At 69.6% G+C, this 17500-nt stretch carries 11 protein-coding genes and 3 pseudogenes; 11 read left to right on the top strand and 3 right to left on the bottom strand.

The genetic code is table 11. From position 1 onward, the window contains the following. The first annotated feature begins 9 nt into the window (after window positions 1–9). Together ACGFML_RS37005 and ACGFML_RS37010 are read left to right on the top strand one after the other, a co-directional pair. Window positions 10–1803 carry an amidohydrolase gene (locus ACGFML_RS37005; RefSeq protein WP_393550164.1) on the top strand — a complete coding sequence of 598 codons (1794 nt, stop codon included), beginning with the start codon at window positions 10–12 and terminating at the stop codon, window positions 1801–1803. Window positions 1804–2591: 788 nt separating this feature from the next. Further along, a complete protein-coding gene (locus ACGFML_RS37010) occupies window positions 2592–3143 on the top strand; it encodes a GNAT family N-acetyltransferase (protein ID WP_393550166.1) in 552 nt (183 codons plus the stop codon). A gap of 251 nt (window positions 3144–3394) precedes the next feature. Here ACGFML_RS37010 and ACGFML_RS37015 read toward each other — a convergent pair whose 3' ends face one another. After that, window positions 3395–3655 (bottom strand): hypothetical protein, encoded by a 261-nt coding sequence (locus ACGFML_RS37015; protein ID WP_393550167.1) that lies wholly within the window; start codon window positions 3653–3655, stop codon window positions 3395–3397. A gap of 177 nt (window positions 3656–3832) precedes the next feature. On the opposite strand from ACGFML_RS37015, the pseudogene ACGFML_RS37020 reads away from it, so the two are divergent. Continuing rightward, window positions 3833–4184 (top strand): annotated as a pseudogene (locus tag ACGFML_RS37020) (hypothetical protein); the annotation flags it as partial. 54 nt (window positions 4185–4238) lie between these two features. Here ACGFML_RS37020 and ACGFML_RS37025 read toward each other — a convergent pair. Continuing rightward, entirely contained in the window at window positions 4239–5066 is an 828-nt protein-coding gene (locus tag ACGFML_RS37025) for a MarR family transcriptional regulator (protein WP_393550169.1), read from the bottom strand. Between the two features lie 151 nt (window positions 5067–5217). On the opposite strand from ACGFML_RS37025, the pseudogene ACGFML_RS37030 reads away from it, so the two are divergent. From ACGFML_RS37030 to ACGFML_RS37050, 5 genes and pseudogenes are all read left to right on the top strand, one after another. Further along, a pseudogene (locus ACGFML_RS37030) lies at window positions 5218–5392 on the top strand (helix-turn-helix domain-containing protein); the annotation flags it as partial. Window positions 5393–5497: 105 nt separating this feature from the next. Further along, window positions 5498–5593, top strand: a pseudogene (locus ACGFML_RS37035) (IS5/IS1182 family transposase); the annotation flags it as partial. A 155-nt stretch (window positions 5594–5748) separates the two neighbouring features. Next, window positions 5749–6099: a DUF4333 domain-containing protein gene (locus tag ACGFML_RS37040; RefSeq protein ID WP_393550171.1), complete on the top strand. Its 351-nt coding sequence runs from the start codon at window positions 5749–5751 to the stop codon at window positions 6097–6099. A 735-nt stretch (window positions 6100–6834) separates the two neighbouring features. Continuing rightward, window positions 6835–8460, top strand: a complete 1626-nt coding sequence (locus tag ACGFML_RS37045) for a class I adenylate-forming enzyme family protein (protein WP_393550172.1) — start codon at window positions 6835–6837, stop codon at window positions 8458–8460. 381 nt (window positions 8461–8841) lie between these two features. Next, on the top strand, window positions 8842–9096 hold the full coding sequence (locus tag ACGFML_RS37050) for an agmatine deiminase family protein (RefSeq protein WP_393550174.1): 255 nt from the start codon (window positions 8842–8844) through the stop codon (window positions 9094–9096). 171 nt (window positions 9097–9267) lie between these two features. Here ACGFML_RS37050 and lpdA (ACGFML_RS37055) read toward each other — a convergent pair whose 3' ends face one another. Next, a complete protein-coding gene (gene lpdA / locus ACGFML_RS37055; RefSeq protein WP_393550182.1) occupies window positions 9268–10668 on the bottom strand; it encodes a dihydrolipoyl dehydrogenase in 1401 nt (466 codons plus the stop codon). 252 nt (window positions 10669–10920) lie between these two features. Between lpdA (ACGFML_RS37055) and lpdA (ACGFML_RS37060) the strand changes: the two genes are divergently transcribed. The 3 genes from lpdA (ACGFML_RS37060) to ACGFML_RS37070 all read left to right on the top strand — a co-directional run. Then, on the top strand, window positions 10921–12309 hold the full coding sequence (gene lpdA, locus ACGFML_RS37060) for a dihydrolipoyl dehydrogenase (RefSeq protein WP_393550175.1): 1389 nt from the start codon (window positions 10921–10923) through the stop codon (window positions 12307–12309). A 289-nt stretch (window positions 12310–12598) separates the two neighbouring features. Next, window positions 12599–14419 (top strand): acyl-CoA dehydrogenase, encoded by a 1821-nt coding sequence (locus ACGFML_RS37065; RefSeq protein ID WP_393550177.1) that lies wholly within the window; start codon window positions 12599–12601, stop codon window positions 14417–14419. A 60-nt stretch (window positions 14420–14479) separates the two neighbouring features. Further along, a partial coding sequence (locus tag ACGFML_RS37070) for a type I polyketide synthase (RefSeq protein ID WP_393550178.1) occupies window positions 14480–17500 on the top strand: 3021 nt, incomplete at its 3' end.

Consider the following 17500-nt stretch of genomic DNA (forward strand, 5'->3'; position numbering starts at 1 on the left):
GAAAGTCCCGTGGAGGGTAACCCGCGACGTCGTACCGTGCTGGCGGCTGCCGGCGCGGTCGCGGCAGTGGCCGCCGTCGACAGCTGCTCCGAGCCCGCCGCCGAGAGCCACCAGCCGGCCGACCTCGTGCTGACCGGCGGGTACGTCCACACCGTCGATGCCGAGGACAGCGTGCACCGGGCGCTGGCCGTCAAGGACGGCAGGATCGTCTATGTCGGCACCACCAAGGGGGCCTCCCGCCACATCGGGAAGGGAACAAAGGTGATCAAGCTCGGCGGCCGTATGGTCATGCCGGGCCTCCACGACGGGCATCTGCACCCGATGTCGGGCGGCCAGGGGCTGCTCGGCTGCGACCTGAAGTACGCCCCGCTCACCGTCAAGGAGTTCCAGGAGAAGATCCAGGCGTATCTGGACAAGACGAAGGCGCAAGACCCGGACGGCTGGGTGCAGGTGGAGCACTGGTACCTCCAGGCCATGCGACCGGCGGGCACCACGCTGACCAAGGCCGACCTCGACGCCCTGGACACCGAGCGGCCGATCGTCGTGAAGTCCAGCGACGGCCACACCACTCTGGTCAACAGCCGCGCCCTGGAACGCACCGGCATCACCTCCAAGACCGACGACCCGGGCGGCGGGCGCATAGCGCGTGACGACAAGGGCGAGCCGACCGGCGTACTGGAGGACGACGCGGGCGACCTCATCGCGCGGAGGATCCCCGAGCCCTCCGCCGAAGAGAACCTGAAGATTGCCCGCACCGCCCTGGCCGCCCTGGCCGAGCAGGGCGTGACGACGTTCATGGACGCCATCGCCTCGGAAGGAGGGCTCCGGGCCTTCAGCACCCTGGCGGACCAGGGCAAGCTCACCGCCCGCGCACACTTCGCCGCGCCGGTCAATGTGGACGACAAGGACCCGCTGAAGGAGCCGACCCGGCTGCGCCGCGCCTTCGACAGCGGAAACCGGATCACCGCTCGACCTCGTATCGCCGTCCGGAACACGAAGCTCTTCCTGGACGGTGTGCTCCAACACCCCGCCCAGACGGCCTCGCTGATCGACCCCTACCTCGTGCACCGGCACGACCACTGGATCGCGGGAAAGAAGAAGGGCGAGCAGTACTGGGAGCAGGAGAAGCTCAACGACACAGTTCTGAAGCTCGTCGACGCGGGCTTCGACCCCCATATGCACGCCATCGGTGACCAGGCGGTACGCGCCGCCCTCACCGCTTATGCGGCGGCACGCGAGGCCGGACACAAGAGCAACCGCCTCACCGTGGCGCACGCCGAACTCGTCAACCCCAAGGACATACCGCGGTTCGGCAGGCTCGACATCGTCGCGGCCATGGGCTTCCACTGGGCCAAGCCCGCCCCCGACTCCGTCGATTCCGTCAAGCCCTACCTCGGCGCGAAGCGCTGGGCCCACTACGAGCCCGAGGGCGAGATCAATGAGAGCGGCGGGCGCATCTCCCTCGGGAGCGACTGGCCGGTCGATCCGCTCGACGAGTGGGCCGCGATCAAGACCGTGATCACCCGCACCGCCGCACCCGACAGCCCGTTCGCCGAGCACGGCACGATGACACCGCACCAACGGCTCAGCCGCGCCACGGCCCTGCGCGCCGCCACCATCAACGGCGCCTACCAGTTGCGGCAGGAGAAGCACACCGGGTCCCTGGAGAGGGGCAAGTTCGCGGACCTGATCGTGCTGGACCGCAATGTCATGAAGGTCCCCGCGGAGGAGATCGCCAAGACGAAGGTGTTGTTGACGATGGTCGGCGGCGAGATCGTGCACGGCAGCGCCGAACTCGACTGACACCGGAAGGGCTTGGGGGCTTGGGGGCTGGTGGGCTTGGGGGCTGGTGGGCCGGTTGGCTCACGAGCCCTTCGGCCCGTCCAGGTGCCGCCCCGGCCCGCCTCGGCCCCCGCCACCCCGCCGACGTGCCACCTCGCCGACGTGCCGACCGCCCTTCCCGGCTGACAGCCCGGAGCCCCCTTGCGTACCGCCGAGCACGACGGCAACCCGGACGAAGCACGGCAGCTCGCCCTGGCGGTACGGGACCGGCTGCCCGCGGGGCGGCCAGGCAAGGTCGGCGTCGGCAGCCCGGGCGCTCCGACCTGCCTACCGGCCCGAGGTCGACGCCCGTGTTTCCAGGCTCCAGTTGTGTTCCCGCACCGTTCCCACAGAGGCCGCTCAGGTCAGCAGGCACCAGATCACCACGCGTTGAATCAGCACTGCGCTCCGAGAGGTCGCACTGCAGCTGACCACGCTCGACGGCTGGCGCCGTCCCTCGTCGCAAAGTGACGCCATTTCTCGGGTCTGTCAGAGCTGGCGGGGAGTGGTCACGGCGGGTGATGTCGCTGTTCGAATCGTCCGCAGCACTGCGGGCTGAGGCAGAGCAGCGCGGACTGGCGTGGCGGTATCTGTTCATCTGGCTGATCCCAACTCCTGTACTGGCAACATGGGTTGCTTCGGTGCGGAGGGGTGGGGGCTCTTACGGTTGGACAGGCGGCAGATCCAAACGGCGGTAAGCCGTCCGTAGCGGACGGGAGGGCGTGCATGCGAAGATCAATGATCGGATAAGCACACTTTGAAGGACGGCTATGTTCGTGATCTCCCTGGGGGACGGGGCCGAGCTGCGGCCACTGGAGCCGTGGCGGGCCGAGGAGTTCCTCGCACATATGGACCGGGGCCGGGACTTCATCGGCGAGCACATGGAGCTGCCCGACCTCGCCGCCGACCTCGACTCGGCCCGCGGCTATCTCCAGCTCTACGCCGACAAGGCGGCCTCGGACACCGGTCGGCTGTACGGTATCTGGCTCGACGGCACCCTCGTGGGCGGCGTCTCCTTCCCGAAGTTCGACGCCGCCGCCGGCATCTGCGAGGCAGGCTGCTGGCTGGAGCCGGCCGCCGCAGGCCGGGGACTGGTCGGACGTGCAACACGGCTGATCATCGACTGGGCGTTCAGCGAACGCGGCATCCACCGTGTGCAGTGGCTGGTGTCACCGAAGAACATCCCCAGCATCAACGTGGCCAAGCGACTCGGCATGACCCGTGAGGGCGTCCTGCGCGAAACCTACCTCTACCGCGGCATTCGCCACGACGCCGAGGTCTGGTCGGTGCTGGCGCGGGAGTGGCAAGCCTTGGGCAGCTGAGCGGTCCTTTGATTGCCGTTTCTCCATGGCGCAGTTGTCGATCCGTCGGGGCCGCATGAAGGCAGGCCGCCGCGCAAGCTACTCGGCCCCGGGCCATGAAGCTGAGGCCATGGTGAACGTCACCCGCTTCCGACTCGGCCGACTCGTCCGCCAAGGCGTCCTCGCCCAGCCCGGGCGAAGCCTCTGCAGGAAACGGACTTAACGCACTCTGAGGGACATCCATGCCAGAACGTGCGCAGGGGGTGAGGATTTCAGGCGAACGGGTCGCCCGTCACCCCGCTGAGGCGGACCAGCCCGGGCCTGCCCTCGTCGGTGACGCGCACGTACAGCGTGTAGGTCGAGCCCCTCTCCTCCGCCTTGGCGCGGGCCCAGGCCAAGACGTCCTCGACGTCGGCGCCGGTCACCTCGTACTCGTCCGAGGCCCGCGCCGACCTGTCCCAGAAGTACGCCCGATATGTGGCGTCGTCCTGCTCCCAGGTGGTGTCCTGCGGATCCACTCCTCGTACGTGCATGGGGCAACCGTAGCGGCCCGGCCCGTGGGCTGTCCGCGACGTGGAGTCGGCGGCCTGGGAGCGCCCTCGCGGCCACCTCCCCCGAAGGCCGCATGGACGAGCTCTACCCCGAACTCCCCGAACGTCCTGAAGCGTCGGCTCACTGACGTTGTGTTGCAACGCCTCGTTGAGGCGCACATGGAGACGATGCTGGGCGTTCGTTTCCTGGCGAGTGAGTACAGCACCGGTCCCGTCCATGGCGGGCGGATCGACTCGCTGGGCATCGACGAGAACGGGGCACCGGTCGTCGTCGAGTACACGCGGGGGACGGACGCAGGCGTGATCAACCAGGGACTCTTCTCTCGTGCGTCTGCCCGCCGCAGCAGACCAAGCTCCTCGTCCACCTCAAGGCCGGCCCGAAGAGGATCGACCTTGTCCTCGGCTTCACCCGGGGTGTGGCCGGGCTCGGACACCGCGGCACGGGCAGCTGCGTAACGAACGCGATCTGGAGCGCGCCCAGGAGCTGTTCCGCCTCAGCTATGCCGCGGCCTGGGCCGTTTCGTTCGGATCATCCGATCCGCCTTGTCCCGTCAGGCGCCGCCCGTCACCGCGACCCTGCGGCCACCAGCGCCGCGGTGATGGGTTCGAGCTCGGCGACCAGCTCGTCGAGCTCGGCGGGGGAGAGGGCATCGTACGGCGGGGCGGCGAGTTCGTCGCTCAGGGCTTCGATGCGTTGCTTGGTCTCGCGGCCGGCGTCGGTGAACCGGCCGTCGGCGTCGACGAGCCCGCGCTCGCGCAAGCCGTCCATGACCGCGGCCAGCCGCTCCTTCGGCAGGTGATGGATGCGCCCGAAGGACTCCGGCGGGTGGATGCCCATGTCCAGCGCGCTGAGCACGTGGGCCTCCGTGCCGCCGATGCGCGCGCCGACGAGAGCGGCGATGTGCCCGTCGCAGCGGTGCTCGCGCAGCATGGTCGCGGAATGCCACAGCCGGGCGACCGGGTCGCTCGGCACCGCAAGGGTGCGCATCCCGGCGTACATCACCCGGCCTTCTGTGGGCGCGTTCGTCGCGGCCTTAGTGGTCAGGTCGGCGGCGCGCACCAGGCCCGGGGAGCCGGCCAGCTCGTCGCCGAGGATCCGCCGTAGGGAGGCTGCGCTGCCCCGCTCCCGCGCGGCGACGGATGCCTCGGGCGGGATCGTCTCCCACGCGCTCGGGATGTGCCGCGCGGCCTCCCCGTCGGCGAAGCTGTAGAAGGCCGCGTGCACGACCTGCGCCGGCACCCGCCCCAGAGGCGCGGCGCGGCTGGCGAAGTAGCCGTCCCAGTAGGTGCGGTGGCCGAGCGCGGCCAGCTCCTCGTTGCACTCGTCGGCGAAGTAGGTGACCAGGCAGATCGGCTCCAGGAGCTCGAACATGCGACGGGCGGTGTGAGTCATGGCCGACATCATGCCTGCGGTCACGCCCCGTGGAGCAGTACGGGACGCCAGATCCACTCCTGAGCACGGCAGTTGAACGTCCGACTCTCCGTTAGCTCGACCAGTGCTCTGCCCGAAAACGATCACCAGTACGGTGCTACCCCGCAGGGCGATGATGCTGCTGGCCCTCGGCGGGCGGGAACACCGTGCCGGTGATCGCGAATCTGGTGCAGGCGGACGAGGACACCGTCCGTGACGTGATCCACCGTTTCGACGAGATCCGGCTGGCCTGCCTGGACCCTCGGTGGGCGGGCGGCCGTCCCCGCCTGCTCGGCGAGGACGACGAGCGCCCCCGGCCGCCGCTCCTCGAAGGGGGAGGTCCGGGGAACGAACCGGGCCGATCCGGTACTGCGGTAACTGGCCGCCCAATTAGAGGAGTTGGTCAGATCGGCGCATGCCTGGGCCGTTCGCGCGGAGGGTTCACCACCAAGATCCACCTCGTCGCCGAGGGCCGGTGCCGGCCTCTCGCCTTCGTCCTGACGCCCGGGCACTACGCCGCCCAACTCCTCGTTCTACAGGGGTGCACAAGCCCCTCTCCGGCCGCGCGGGCAGTGGTGCGGGAGCACTCCGCAGAGACCAGAGGCGAACTTCACGTCACCACAGGGGATTGTATGAGCACGGACAGCCGGATAGGAATGTCCGCGTGACCGACCAACGCAGCTTCGCCCGTACCGTCATCGCGCTCTCCCTGGCCGTGATCGCCTGTTGTGCGCTCACTTTCACCATCATGCTGCTGGCCGGGAGTCCCGCCGTGCAGCCGCAGCGCGTCCTGGATCAGGACGCGCTGGCGCGGGCCGTGCTCAACAACGTCAACCCCGCCGACTTCGTCAAGCCCCCGACCATCGACGATGTCGGATGCCCCGCTTCCGTCCCCGTCGAGGTGGGCCGGGAGTTCGAGTGCAAAGTCGACGGCGTCGGCGACGGGCACACCAGCGGCCATGCCTGGGTCAAGGTGAAGATCAAGGACGATCAGGGCGACCTGTCGCTGGGCTGAGGAACGACAGAGGGAGCGGGACCGCAGCCGTGGCATCGGGGCCGCCCCGGCCCCTGCCGGCGGCAGTGGTGGACCGCGACGCCGCACTGCGGACATGCCAGTGGCAGGGATTCCGGCTCGGGGCTGCAGTCCCCGCCAGTCCCAGGAGTCCGGGCGATGCGGCGTGCGTCGGAAGGATGGTCCGCACGATGTCGATTTCTCGGTGGGCCGCGACGTGATGACACCCACGGGCACGCGCAACGTGTCGGCGGGGTCGACCCCGGCCGTGCGCTCTGGGTCAGGCTCGGGAACGTTGATGGCGGCGGTCCTCTCCGCGATGTCCACGCGGGCACTGTAGGACGCCGGCCGCCACCTCACAGGCGTTCCGCGACTTCCTGGTCTGAAGCTGCAGGGCCAGGGGGCAGAGCCCGGCACCGGCCGATTGAGCGGGCGGTGGGCTCGTCGGGGTTGCACAGTGCTGACGAGAGGATCTCGCGGCAGCGGCCTGTGTGCACGCGGCGCGTCGGGCCAACCTCGCTGTCGGTCCGGGGCTCTCCGTGCAAGGGCCTGCTGGGACCACACCTCGGGGAGCAGCGATACCTCGCCATGATGACGGGCATCCGGTGCGCTCTCTCGGACGCTCAACTGACCTGCGAATACCGTGTTTGCATCGCGGGGCATGATACTCCGCCGGGCGATGGCCGAAGGTGGCCCCCGTGAGGTCAAGGCCGCTGAGCGGCATGTTTGCATGTATCGGTGATCGTTAACACGCAGGAAATATCCGAGCCGCGGACGTACGTGGACCGCGTTCTGGAGCACTGGAACAAGGACGAGGACACCGAGGCGCTCGTCCAGGGGACGCAGCGGCTGACCAGAGGGGAAGCCCGGCGGCAGCTGTTCAGGCTGGGGCATGCGCTGCGTGGTCAGGGGCTCGCGCCCGGCGACGGAGTGGGGCTGTTTCTGGCCAACCGTGTCGACTCGGTCCTCGTTCAGCTCGCCGTCCATCTCATCGGCTGCCGCGTCGTCTTCTTGCCGCCCGAGCCGGGGCCCGGCGAGCTCGCCGCGCTCGTCGAGCAGTCCCGGGCGCGCGCCGTGGTCACCGACCCCCTCTTCGCAGAACGGGCCGCCGATGCGGCCGGCCGCAGCGTCCACGCCCCCGCACTGCTGGGCCTCGGCCCTTGTGAGCAGTGGTGCGCGGACCTGCTGGCCCTGGCGGCCGAGTGCCCGGACACGCGCCCCGACGGCGTGCCCGCCCCGGGAACGGACGAGGCCGTCACCGTCCTCTACACCGGCGGAACCCTGGGCCGCCCCAAGCTCGCCGCGCACACCCACCGGCTCTACGACACGCTGGTCGACCTGGTGACGGACGCCGCGGAGGACTCCGGCCCCGCGTTCTTCCCGACCATGGACCCAAGCACGGACAGGGTGCTCGCCGCCACGCTGCTCACCCACGGCAGCGGCCACCTCATCTCGCTCCAGGCTCTGGTGACGGGGTCGACCCTCGTCGTACTGCCCGAGTTCGAAGCGGGCGCGGCGCTGGCGGCGCTGCGCGAGGAGCGGATCACCGCCACCATGTTCGTACCGCCCATGCTGTACGCGGTGCTCGACCATCCGGAGTGCACGCCGGGCGCCCTGCCCGCGCTGCGACAAATCGTCGTGGGCGGCGCGGCCACGTCGCCCAGCCGGCTGCAGCAGGCGGTCGAGGTCTTCGGGCCGGTGCTCGCCCAGGGCTACGGGCAGTCGGAGGCGCTCGGCATCGCCGCGTTCGGCGCGGAGGAGCTCGCCTCGGAGGGTGCCCTGCGCCCCGAGCTCTGGCGCAGCTGCGGTCGCGCGATATCCGACACCGAGATCGAGATCCGTGCTGAGGACAGCACTGCGGCGCTGCCCGTCCGGCAGGTCGGCGAGGTGTGTGTCCGGGGCAACGCGGTGATGCTCGGCTACTACGAGGACCCGGAGCGCACCGCGGAGGCACTGCAGGACGGCTGGCTGCGCACCGGCGACATGGGCTACCTCGACGCCGAGGGCTACCTCTATCTGGTCGACCGGGCCAAGGACATCATCGTCACGGGCAGCACCAGCGACAACGTCTACTCCAGGGTCCTGGAGGACTTCCTGCTCACGCTGCCCGGTGTGCGCAACGCGGCGGCGCTGGGCGTGCCGGACGAGGAGTACGGGGAGGCCGTGCAGATCTTCCTGGCCACGGCCGAGGGTGTCGAGGTCGACCCGGAGGCGGTCGGCGCGGCGGTGACCGCCGAGCTGGGAGAGCTGTACACGCCCCGGAAGACGGTGCTGCTGGACCAGCTGCCGACGACCAAGGTCGGCAAGGTGGACAAGAAGGCGCTGCGCGCCGCATGGACGAGCGGCGCCTTGGCCACGCCATAGGCTCTGTTGTGATGGAGGCACCCGGCCGGTTCGGGGTCAAGTGCGCTGTGCACACTGGGTTGTTGTGGCGCGCCTCGACCGGTGGTGCCTCCCTGTGAAAGAGCGGAAGTGCGGCGCCGCTGTCCTCTGGGTGCCCTGCCGGGAGGCCGCAGAAGCTGTGGTCGTGCTGGAGCCTCCCGGCCCCGATTTTCTCCACCGAGGGACACGTCGCCATCTGGATCCCGGACGGGTGGGTCACCCTCGGTGACGAGCGTACTGACCTGGGGAAACCCACCAGGCGTTTCCAGAAGGCTCGAAGAGCGTTTCAGGGCCCTCAGACATAGTGGTCCTGACCTTGGGGTTCTCACACCTCGGCCCTGGGTGCTGGGAAGTGGGACTCGTGTGCGACAACGCGTCGTCCTGTGCAACGACGCCGTCAGCTGCGCCCACTTCGGTGACGCCGGCGCGGACGCGGCGGCGAAGGCCACCTCGGCCCGCCGCTACCCCGACCGCGCCATCGAGCAGCTGGACATCGACCGCCTCGGCACGGGACGCGGCGGCATTCACTGCGTCACCCAGCAGCAGCCCGTGGCGGAGGCAACGGCGCACGGACGGTCGGTCGGACGACAGCTCTCCACCAGGAGAACGGCCGCCTGAGGCAGCCGCGCCGAGCACACGTGGCAAAGCCGGGACCGTCACACCAGCGGTGGACGGATCCCGCGCGGAGTTGATTACCGCGGCGCCTTGCGGTAATCAACTCAACGCATTCACTGGCTTACCCCTTGCGCCATGAGACAGAAGGCTCTGCTGAGTGTCGCGTGGGAGTGTCTACATGTTGATCATGTGACCAGCCAGGCCGTGGACGGCCTCCTTGACCGCCTCGCCGAGCGTGGGATGTGCGTGGACGTTGCGGGCGACCTCATGGACCGTCAGGTCCCACTGCTGGGCCAGCGTCAGTTCCGGAAGAAGTTCGGTGACCTCGGGCCCGATGAGGTGAGCGCCGAGCAGTTCACCGTACTTCCCGTCGCTGATGACCTTGACGAAGCCTACGGGGTGCCCCAAGCCATGTGCCTTGCCGTTGGCGGCGAAGGGGAACTTGGCCACTTGGACGTCGAATCCCTGCTCGCGTGCCTGGGCCTCCGTCCACCCGAAGCTGGCCACTTGTGGCTGGCAGTAGGTTGCTCGCGGAATCATGGTGTAGTCCAACTCCATGGTCTCCGCGTCGGTGATGGTTTCGGCGGCCACGACGCCCATGGACTCGGCGGCGTGCGCCAGCATCAGCTTGGCGGTGACATCTCCGATCGCGAAGATGTGCGGCACGCTGGTGCGACAGCGTCCGTCGACGTCGATGGCGCCGCGCTCGGTCAGTCGGACACCGGTGTTCTCCAGGCCGTAGCCCTTGACGTTCGGGGCGAAGCCGATGGCCTGGAGCACCTTGTCGGCCTCCAGGACCCGGCGTTCGCCCTTCCTGTTGACCGTGACGCGGACGCGTGGGCCCGAATCGTCGATGGTCTCGACGGCCGTGCCCGTGAGCACCTCGATGCCGAGCTTGCGGTAGTGCTTCGCGAGCTCCTTGGAGATCTCCTCGTCCTCCAGCGGGACCATCCGGTCGAGGAACTCTACGATGGTGACGTCCACGCCGTAGCTGCGCAGCACGTAGGCGAATTCCACACCGATTGCGCCGGCGCCGGCGATGACGATGCTGTCCGGCAGTGTTTCGCTGAGGATCTGGCTCTCGTACGTGACCACACGTTCCGACAGGGCAGTGCCGGGCAGGAGCCGCGGAGTGGCGCCGGCCGCGATGATGCAGTGGCCGAAGGTCACCGTCTCCGTACGCCCGTCCGGGTAGGTCACCGTCAGGGTGTGGTCGTCGGTGAAGGCACCCCGCCCCTCGAATTGGGTGATGGCGTTCTTCTTCATCAGGTAATGAACACCCTTGACCCGGCCCTCGGCGACCTTGCGGCTGCGTTGGTGGGCGACCCCGTAATCCGCGGAGACCTCATCGCCCACAGAGATCCCGTACGCCTTGGCTTCGTTCGTGACGAACTGCACCATCTCGGCGTTGCGCAGCAGTGCCTTGGAGGGGATGCAACCAACGTTGAGACAGACACCTCCCCAGTACCGCTCTTCCACCACCGCGGTGGAGAGACCGAGTTGCGTGCTGCGAACCGCGGCTGTGTAGCCGCCTGGGCCCGCTCCTAGAACAAGGACATCGAAATGTTGGCTCACAAAGAGTCGATCCTTGTCCGACTGCCGCTCAACGCGCAACTCGCCCGAACTGCCCCCGACCGCCGTGCAGTTGAGGTCCGAGGCTACCGACATTCGCGCATTCCTTCGGAGTGATGTTCGACACGTTCGCCCTGCGGGCGGCCAGTCCGGCCCTCGTGATATCTATGTGATCGGCCGTGGCGTAATGCATACGTATCGTGGCTAAAAAGTTGCGAGCGGTTACGAAGCGGCTTATCCGAGGGGGACGGGCACGTGCCTGAAGGCGTGGGGAACAGTTACGACTTAGTGATCCTGGGTGGCGGGTCAGGCGGGTATGCCGCCGCGCTCCGCGCAGCCGGGCTGGGCCTTTCGGTGGCGCTGATCGAGAAGGCCGAGGTGGGCGGTACCTGCCTGCACCGCGGCTGCATCCCCACCAAGGCCCTGTTGCACGCGGCGGCGGTGGCCGACTCGGCCCGCGAAGCGGAGAAGTTCGGTGTCCGGTCGACGTTCACCGGCATCGACATGGCGGGCGTGACCGCATACAAGGACGGTGTGGTCGGTCAGCTGTACCGAGGGCTTCAGGGCACCCTGAAGGCACGGGGGGTCCAGGTCGTGAGCGGCGAGGGGAGAGTGATCTCGCCTCATGCAGTCGCCGTCGGCCAGGACGTCCTGAGGGGACGTCACCTTCTGTTGGCCACCGGCTCGGCACCCGCTTCGCTGCCCGGCCTGGAGATCGACGGCGACCGGATCCTCTCCAGCGAGCAGGCGCTGCAACTCGATCACGTCCCCGGCTCGGTCGTGGTGCTGGGCGGCGGAGTCATCGGCTGCGAGTTCGCCTCGCTCTGGAAGTCGATGGGCGCCCAGGTCACCGTCATCGAGGCGCTGCCGCATCTGCTTCCCGCGGAGGACGAGGACGCCTCGAAGCTGATCGAGCGCGCCTTCCGTCGACGCGGCATCGCCTTTCATCTGAACAGCCGCTTCGCACAAGCCGCGTACACCACCTCCGGTGTCCGCGTCACCACGGAGAGCGGCGCCCGGATCGACGCCGATCTGCTGCTGGTGGCCGTGGGGCGCCGGCCGGTCTCGGCCGGTCTGGGCTACGAAGCCGCCGGTGTGGAGCTCGACCGCGGCTATGTGAAAGTCGATGATCACTGCCGGTCCTCGGTGCCGTCCATCTCCGCCGTCGGTGACCTGATCCCGACGCCACGGCTGGCCCACGTCGGCTTCGCCGAAGGCATCCTGGTGGCGGAGCGGCTGGCGGGCCTCGACCCGTCGCCCATCAACTACGACGGCGTCCCCCGCATCACCTACGCCCAGCCGGAGGTCGCCGCAGTGGGCCTCACCGAGGCACAGGCAGAGGCACGGTACGGCGCCGACCAAGTAGTGACACTGCGTCAGAACCTGGTCAGCAACGGCAAGAGCAAGATCCTCAAGACTCCCGGGGAGATCAAGCTCATCCGGCAGAAGGACGGCCCTGTCGTCGGCGTGCACATGGTCGGTGAACGTGTCGGTGAACTGATCGGCGAAGCGCAACTGATCGTCAACTGGGAGGCGCTGCCGGACGAGGTGGCTCCCCTGATCCACGCGCATCCCACTCAGACCGAGGTTCTGGGAGAAGCCCATCTGGCGCTTACAGGGAAGCCCCTGCACGCGCACGACTGATTCAACCTGTGGGACGGGGAACGTTCCCCGCTCCCGCTTGCTCACCGTCAGCTGACGTATCACATCTGCCTGCCAGGCAGCCTGCAGTGATGCCGTGAACGTCCACGCGGCCGCCGTGGCCCTGGCCCTCCTTTGCCGTACGTGTGGCGGCGCACGCATGCGTGCCCATCGCCGCTTCACACACCGAGGACGAAGGTTGACCGCGGCCTGCCGTGCGTGTGGGGGCGCACGCATGCGTGCTCATCGCCGCTTCACAGACCGACGACGAAGACAAAACGGGGATCACATCATGGAATTGGGCAACGAGTTGCGCGACGCTCTGTCCTCGCTCGTGCACGGCGACTCCTACCGGGAGACGCTGCCGCGGCTGAAGGAGATCTTCTCACCGGAGCTCTTCGCCAGACCGTCAGGCCTGGCGGACGAGGACCGTCACCGGCTCACCTATCAGCGGTTGCGGCACATCAGCGACCGGTTGGAGACCGGAACCCCCCTGCTGAAGCAGCGTGATGTGCTCTTCCCGCTGCTGGAATGGGTTGCCCTCGCCGACCCTTCCCTCTTCTACGCCTTCTTCCTGCACCACTGCACCACGGTCGGCACCATCCTGGAGTTCGGCGCCGGCCGCGACGACCTCGACGACGTCCTGGCCCAGCTGGCATCCACCGAAACGGTGGGCGCCCTGCTGATGACCGAACTCGGCCACGGCAACAGCAACGCCGCCGTGCGCACCGAGGCCGTCTACGACCCGGCCACCCGCGAGTTCGTCCTCACCACCCCTGCTCCGGAGGCCGTCAAGTACCCGCCGAGCGTGGCCTGTCCGGAACTCTCCCGGATCGGCATCGTCACCGCCAAGCTCGTCGTCGACGGGCAGGACTGCGGGATGTTCTGCTTCGTCGTACCGCTCAGGGACACCGTCGGCCCCTGCCCGGGCGTGACGATCGAGCCGCAGGACTCGGCCCCGATCCTCCCCCTCGACTGGGCGACCGTCTCCTTCCAGGGGGTACGTGTCCCCTACCGCTACTGGCTGCGGGACTCCGCGCAGATCGCTGAGGACGGCACCTTCACCGACGCTCTCAGCAACCCCGCGATGCGTTCCCGGCAAGCCTCCCGGCTGATCCGGTACGTCTGGGAGGTGGCCGCCGTCGGCCTCGCCGCCGTCACCCGGGCCAGCGCCGCCGTCGCCGTGCGGCACGCGCACGCCCGCTACACCAACGGCACGTTCGCCGGATTCGCCGACCCCATGCCGGTCATCCGCTACCGCAACCAACAGCGCACCCTGTTCGGCGCCCTGTCCGCCGCCTACGTGGCCGCCATGGCCGCGAAGTCCCTCTCCGGCCCCGAACCGGTCGGACGCAGCGCCGGCGAGATCCGCACCCTGTTCACCCTGAAGGCGGCCATCGACCGGCTGGCCGAACGGGTCACCGCGGACGCCCGCGCCGCCTCCGGCGTCCTCGGCCTCAGCCCGAGCAACCGCTTCCTGGACTACCAGGGCCTGGCCCACGCCTTCAACGCCGCCGGGCTGAGCACCCAGGTCCTCCATCTCAACGCGGCCTGGACCATGGCCCTCGGCTTCGACTACGAGCCGCCCGCCGACGAGCGCGCCCCCGCCCAGGGACAGGATCTGCGCGACCCCGCGCGGTGGCGGGCGCTGACCAGCACCCGGGAACGGCGCCTGCACGAGCGGCTGGTCGCCGAACTCGGCGCCGCCCGGGCCGCCGGACTCGGCGAGTTCGACGTCTGGAACGACCGCTTCGACCTGGCCGAGCAGCTGGCCGAGGCGCACGCCCTGCGCCTGTTGGTCGACCTTGTCCGCACCGAGACCGAGGCCCTGTCGCACGCCGATGCCCGGCGCCTGGTCCGCGACCTGTGTGCCCTGCACCTGCTGGGCGAGATCTCCGCGCACAGCGGTTGGTACCTGGCCGAGGGCGTGCTCACCGCCGACGAGGTCGGCTCCCTGCCCGGCCTGCTCGACCAGATCTGCGCCGACCTCGCCCCGCACGCCATGGAGCTGGCCGACGCCCTGGACGTGCCCTACGACCTGGTCGGCGCACCCATCGCGCACGCCGACTACGCGACCGCCTTCACCAAGGCCCCGTTCGCCGACCCCACGTAGCCGCGTCGGATCACTCGTTCACTCCCTCTGGACCGCCCTGCCCCGAAGGTTGGCAGCACTATGCGAAATTCCTCCCAGGTCCGCGCCCGGCTCACGCCCGACACCCGCGCCGAAGCCATCGCCGTCATCGGCATGGCCTGCCGGCTGCCCCAGGCATCCGACCCCGATGCCTTCGCCCGACTCCTGCGCGACGGCGTCGACGCGATCCGGGAAGTCCCCGCTGACCGCTGGGAGGCGGCGGAACACACCGGCCAGGAGACGGACACGCCCGGTGCGAGCACCCGGTGGGGCGGCTTCCTCGACGGAGTCGACCGGTTCGACCCGGCCTTCTTCGGCATCTCCCCGCGCGAGGCCATCGCGATGGACCCGCAGCAGCGGATCGCCCTGGAACTCGGTTGGGAGGCGCTGGAAGACGCCGGCATCCTCCCGGAGACGCTGCGCGGCACCGACGCGGGCATCTTCGTCGGCGCGATCTGGGACGACTACGCCACGCTCGCCCACCGACGGGGCACCACGGCCATCACCCCGCACACCCTCACCGGCCTCCAGCGCGGCGTCATCGCCAACCGCCTGTCCTACGTCCTGGGCCTGCGCGGCCCCAGCCTCACCGTGGACAGCGGCCAGTCCTCCTCGCTCACCGCCGTGCACCTGGCCTGCGAGAGCCTGCGCAGCGGCGAATCCAGCCTCGCCCTCGCAGGGGGCATCAACCTCGACCTCGTGCCCGAAAGCGCTCTGACGGTCGCAGAGTTCGGCGCCCTGTCCCAGGACGGCCGCTGCTTCACCTTCGACAGCCGGGCCAACGGCATCGTGCGCGGTGAGGGCGGCGGGCTCGTCGTCCTCAAGCGCCTGTCGGACGCGATCGCCGACGGCGACCGGCCCCACTGCGTGATCCGCGGCAGCGCGGTCAACAACGACGGCGGCGGCGACAGCCTCGCCACCCCCAGCCGCGAGGCCCAGGCCGAACTCCTTCGCCGCGCCTACCACAAGGCCGGTGTGCACCCCGGGGATGTGCAGTACGTCGAGCTGCACGGCACCGGTACCCGGGTCGGCGACCCGATCGAGGCCGCCGCCCTCGGCGAGGTGCTCGGCGCCGCCCGTCCCGACGACGACCCGCTGATCGTCGGCTCGGTCAAGACCAACATCGGCCACCTGGAGGGCGCGGCCGGCATCGCCGGCCTCATCAAGACCGCACTCGCGATCAAGCACCGGGAACTCCCCCCGAGCCTGCACTTCCGCACCCCCAACCCGGCGATCCCGCTGGCGGAGCTGCGGCTGAAGGTCCGTACGGACAACGGCCCCTGGCCCAAGGACGACGGCCCGCTGATCGCCGGCGTCAGTTCCTTCGGGGTCGGCGGCACCAACTGCCATGTCGTCCTGGAGGACTGGCGCGAGGGCGCCGACACCGACCCGGAACGGCCGGATCCCGCCCCGTGCGGACCCGTACCGTGGCTGATCTCCGCGAAGACCGAGGGGGCCCTTCGCGGGCAGGCCCAGGCGCTGCTCGACCGGCTGGACGACGCGGTATCTCCGGTCGACATCGGCCACTCCCTGGCCACCACCCGCACCGCCCACCCGCGCCGGGCCGTCCTGCTGGGCGACACCACCGAGGACTTCCGCACCCGTCTGGCCGACCTGGCCGCCGGCCGTCCCGCCACCGGAATCATCGAGGGCGTCGCCTCCCGCACCGCGGGCCGCCCCGTCTTCGTCTTCCCCGGCCAGGGATCGCAATGGGTCGGCATGGCCATCGACCTCATGGACAGCTCGCCGGCCTTCGCCGAGCACATCCGCCACTGCGAGCAGGCACTCGCCCCGCACGTGCCCTGGTCGCTCACGCACGTGCTGCGCGGCGGCAGCGAAACCGACCCCGAGCTGTCCCTCGACCGCCTCGACGTGGTCCACCCCGTCCTGTTCGCGGTGATGGTCTCCCTCGTTGCACTGTGGCGGTCGTATGGCGTCGAACCCGGTGCCGTGGTCGGCCACTCGCAGGGCGAGATCGCCGCCGCCCACGTGGCCGGCGCGCTCTCCCTGGAGGAGGCGGCCCGCGTGGTCGCCCTGCGCAGCCAGGCCTTCGCCCTGCTGGCCGGAACCGGCGGCATGGCCTCGGTTGCCCTGCCGGCCTCCGAGGTGGAGCGGCTGCTCACACCATGGGCGAGCCAGCTGTCCATCGCGGCCGTCAACGGCCCCCGCGCCGTCACCGTCTCCGGTGACGTACCCGCCCTGCACGAGCTGATCGCCTGGTGCGAGAACCAGGACATCCGTGTCCGCCTGCTGCCCATCGACTGCGCCGGCCACTCCGCACACGTGGAGCGGATCCGCGAGCCGCTGTCGAACCTGCTCGGTACCGTGACCCCCACGTCAGCGCAGGTGCCGTTCTACTCGACCGTCGAGGGTCGGTGGCTGGACACCACCGAGCTCGACGCCCAGTACTGGTACCGCAACTCCCGGCGCACCGTCGGCTTCGAGCCCGCGGTACGGGCGCTCGCACAGGCCGGCTACGAAACGTTCATCGAAGTCAGCCCGCACCCCATCCTCGCCGCCGGCATCCAGGAGACCGTGGAGGACGCTCACGGCAAGGGCCTCGTCGTCGGCTCCCTGCGGCGCGGCGAGGGCGGACTCGACCGCATGCTCACTGCCCTGGCCGAGGCGTCCGTGCACGGCGTCACGGTTGACTGGTCCGCCGCCTTCGCCGACTTCGGCGCCCGACGGGTCGACCTGCCCACCTACGCTTTCCAGCGCCGCCGGTTCTGGCTGGACGCACCGGCCGCCCGCACCGGAGCGGCCGTGCCCGGGGAGACGTCCCCCGCCGTCGCGGCCGTCGACGTTGCCGAAGGGGACGACGACCCCGGCACCGAAGAGGCCCCGCTGCGCGAGCAGTGGGCCGCGCTGAGCGAGAGCGCGAGCCAGGACGCGGCGCTGGACCTGGTCCGCACCCACGTCGGCATCGTGCTGGGCACCGAAGAGACCGACGAGATCAACGTCGAGGCGTCCTTCCGTGAGCTGGGCGTCGACTCGATGATGGCCGTACAGCTGCGGAACCGGCTGAACGCGGTGACGGGGTTGCGGTTGCCCAGCACGGTCGTC

The organism is Streptomyces sp. NPDC048650 (assembly GCF_043199095.1).
Lineage (GTDB): Bacteria > Actinomycetota > Actinomycetes > Streptomycetales > Streptomycetaceae > Streptomyces.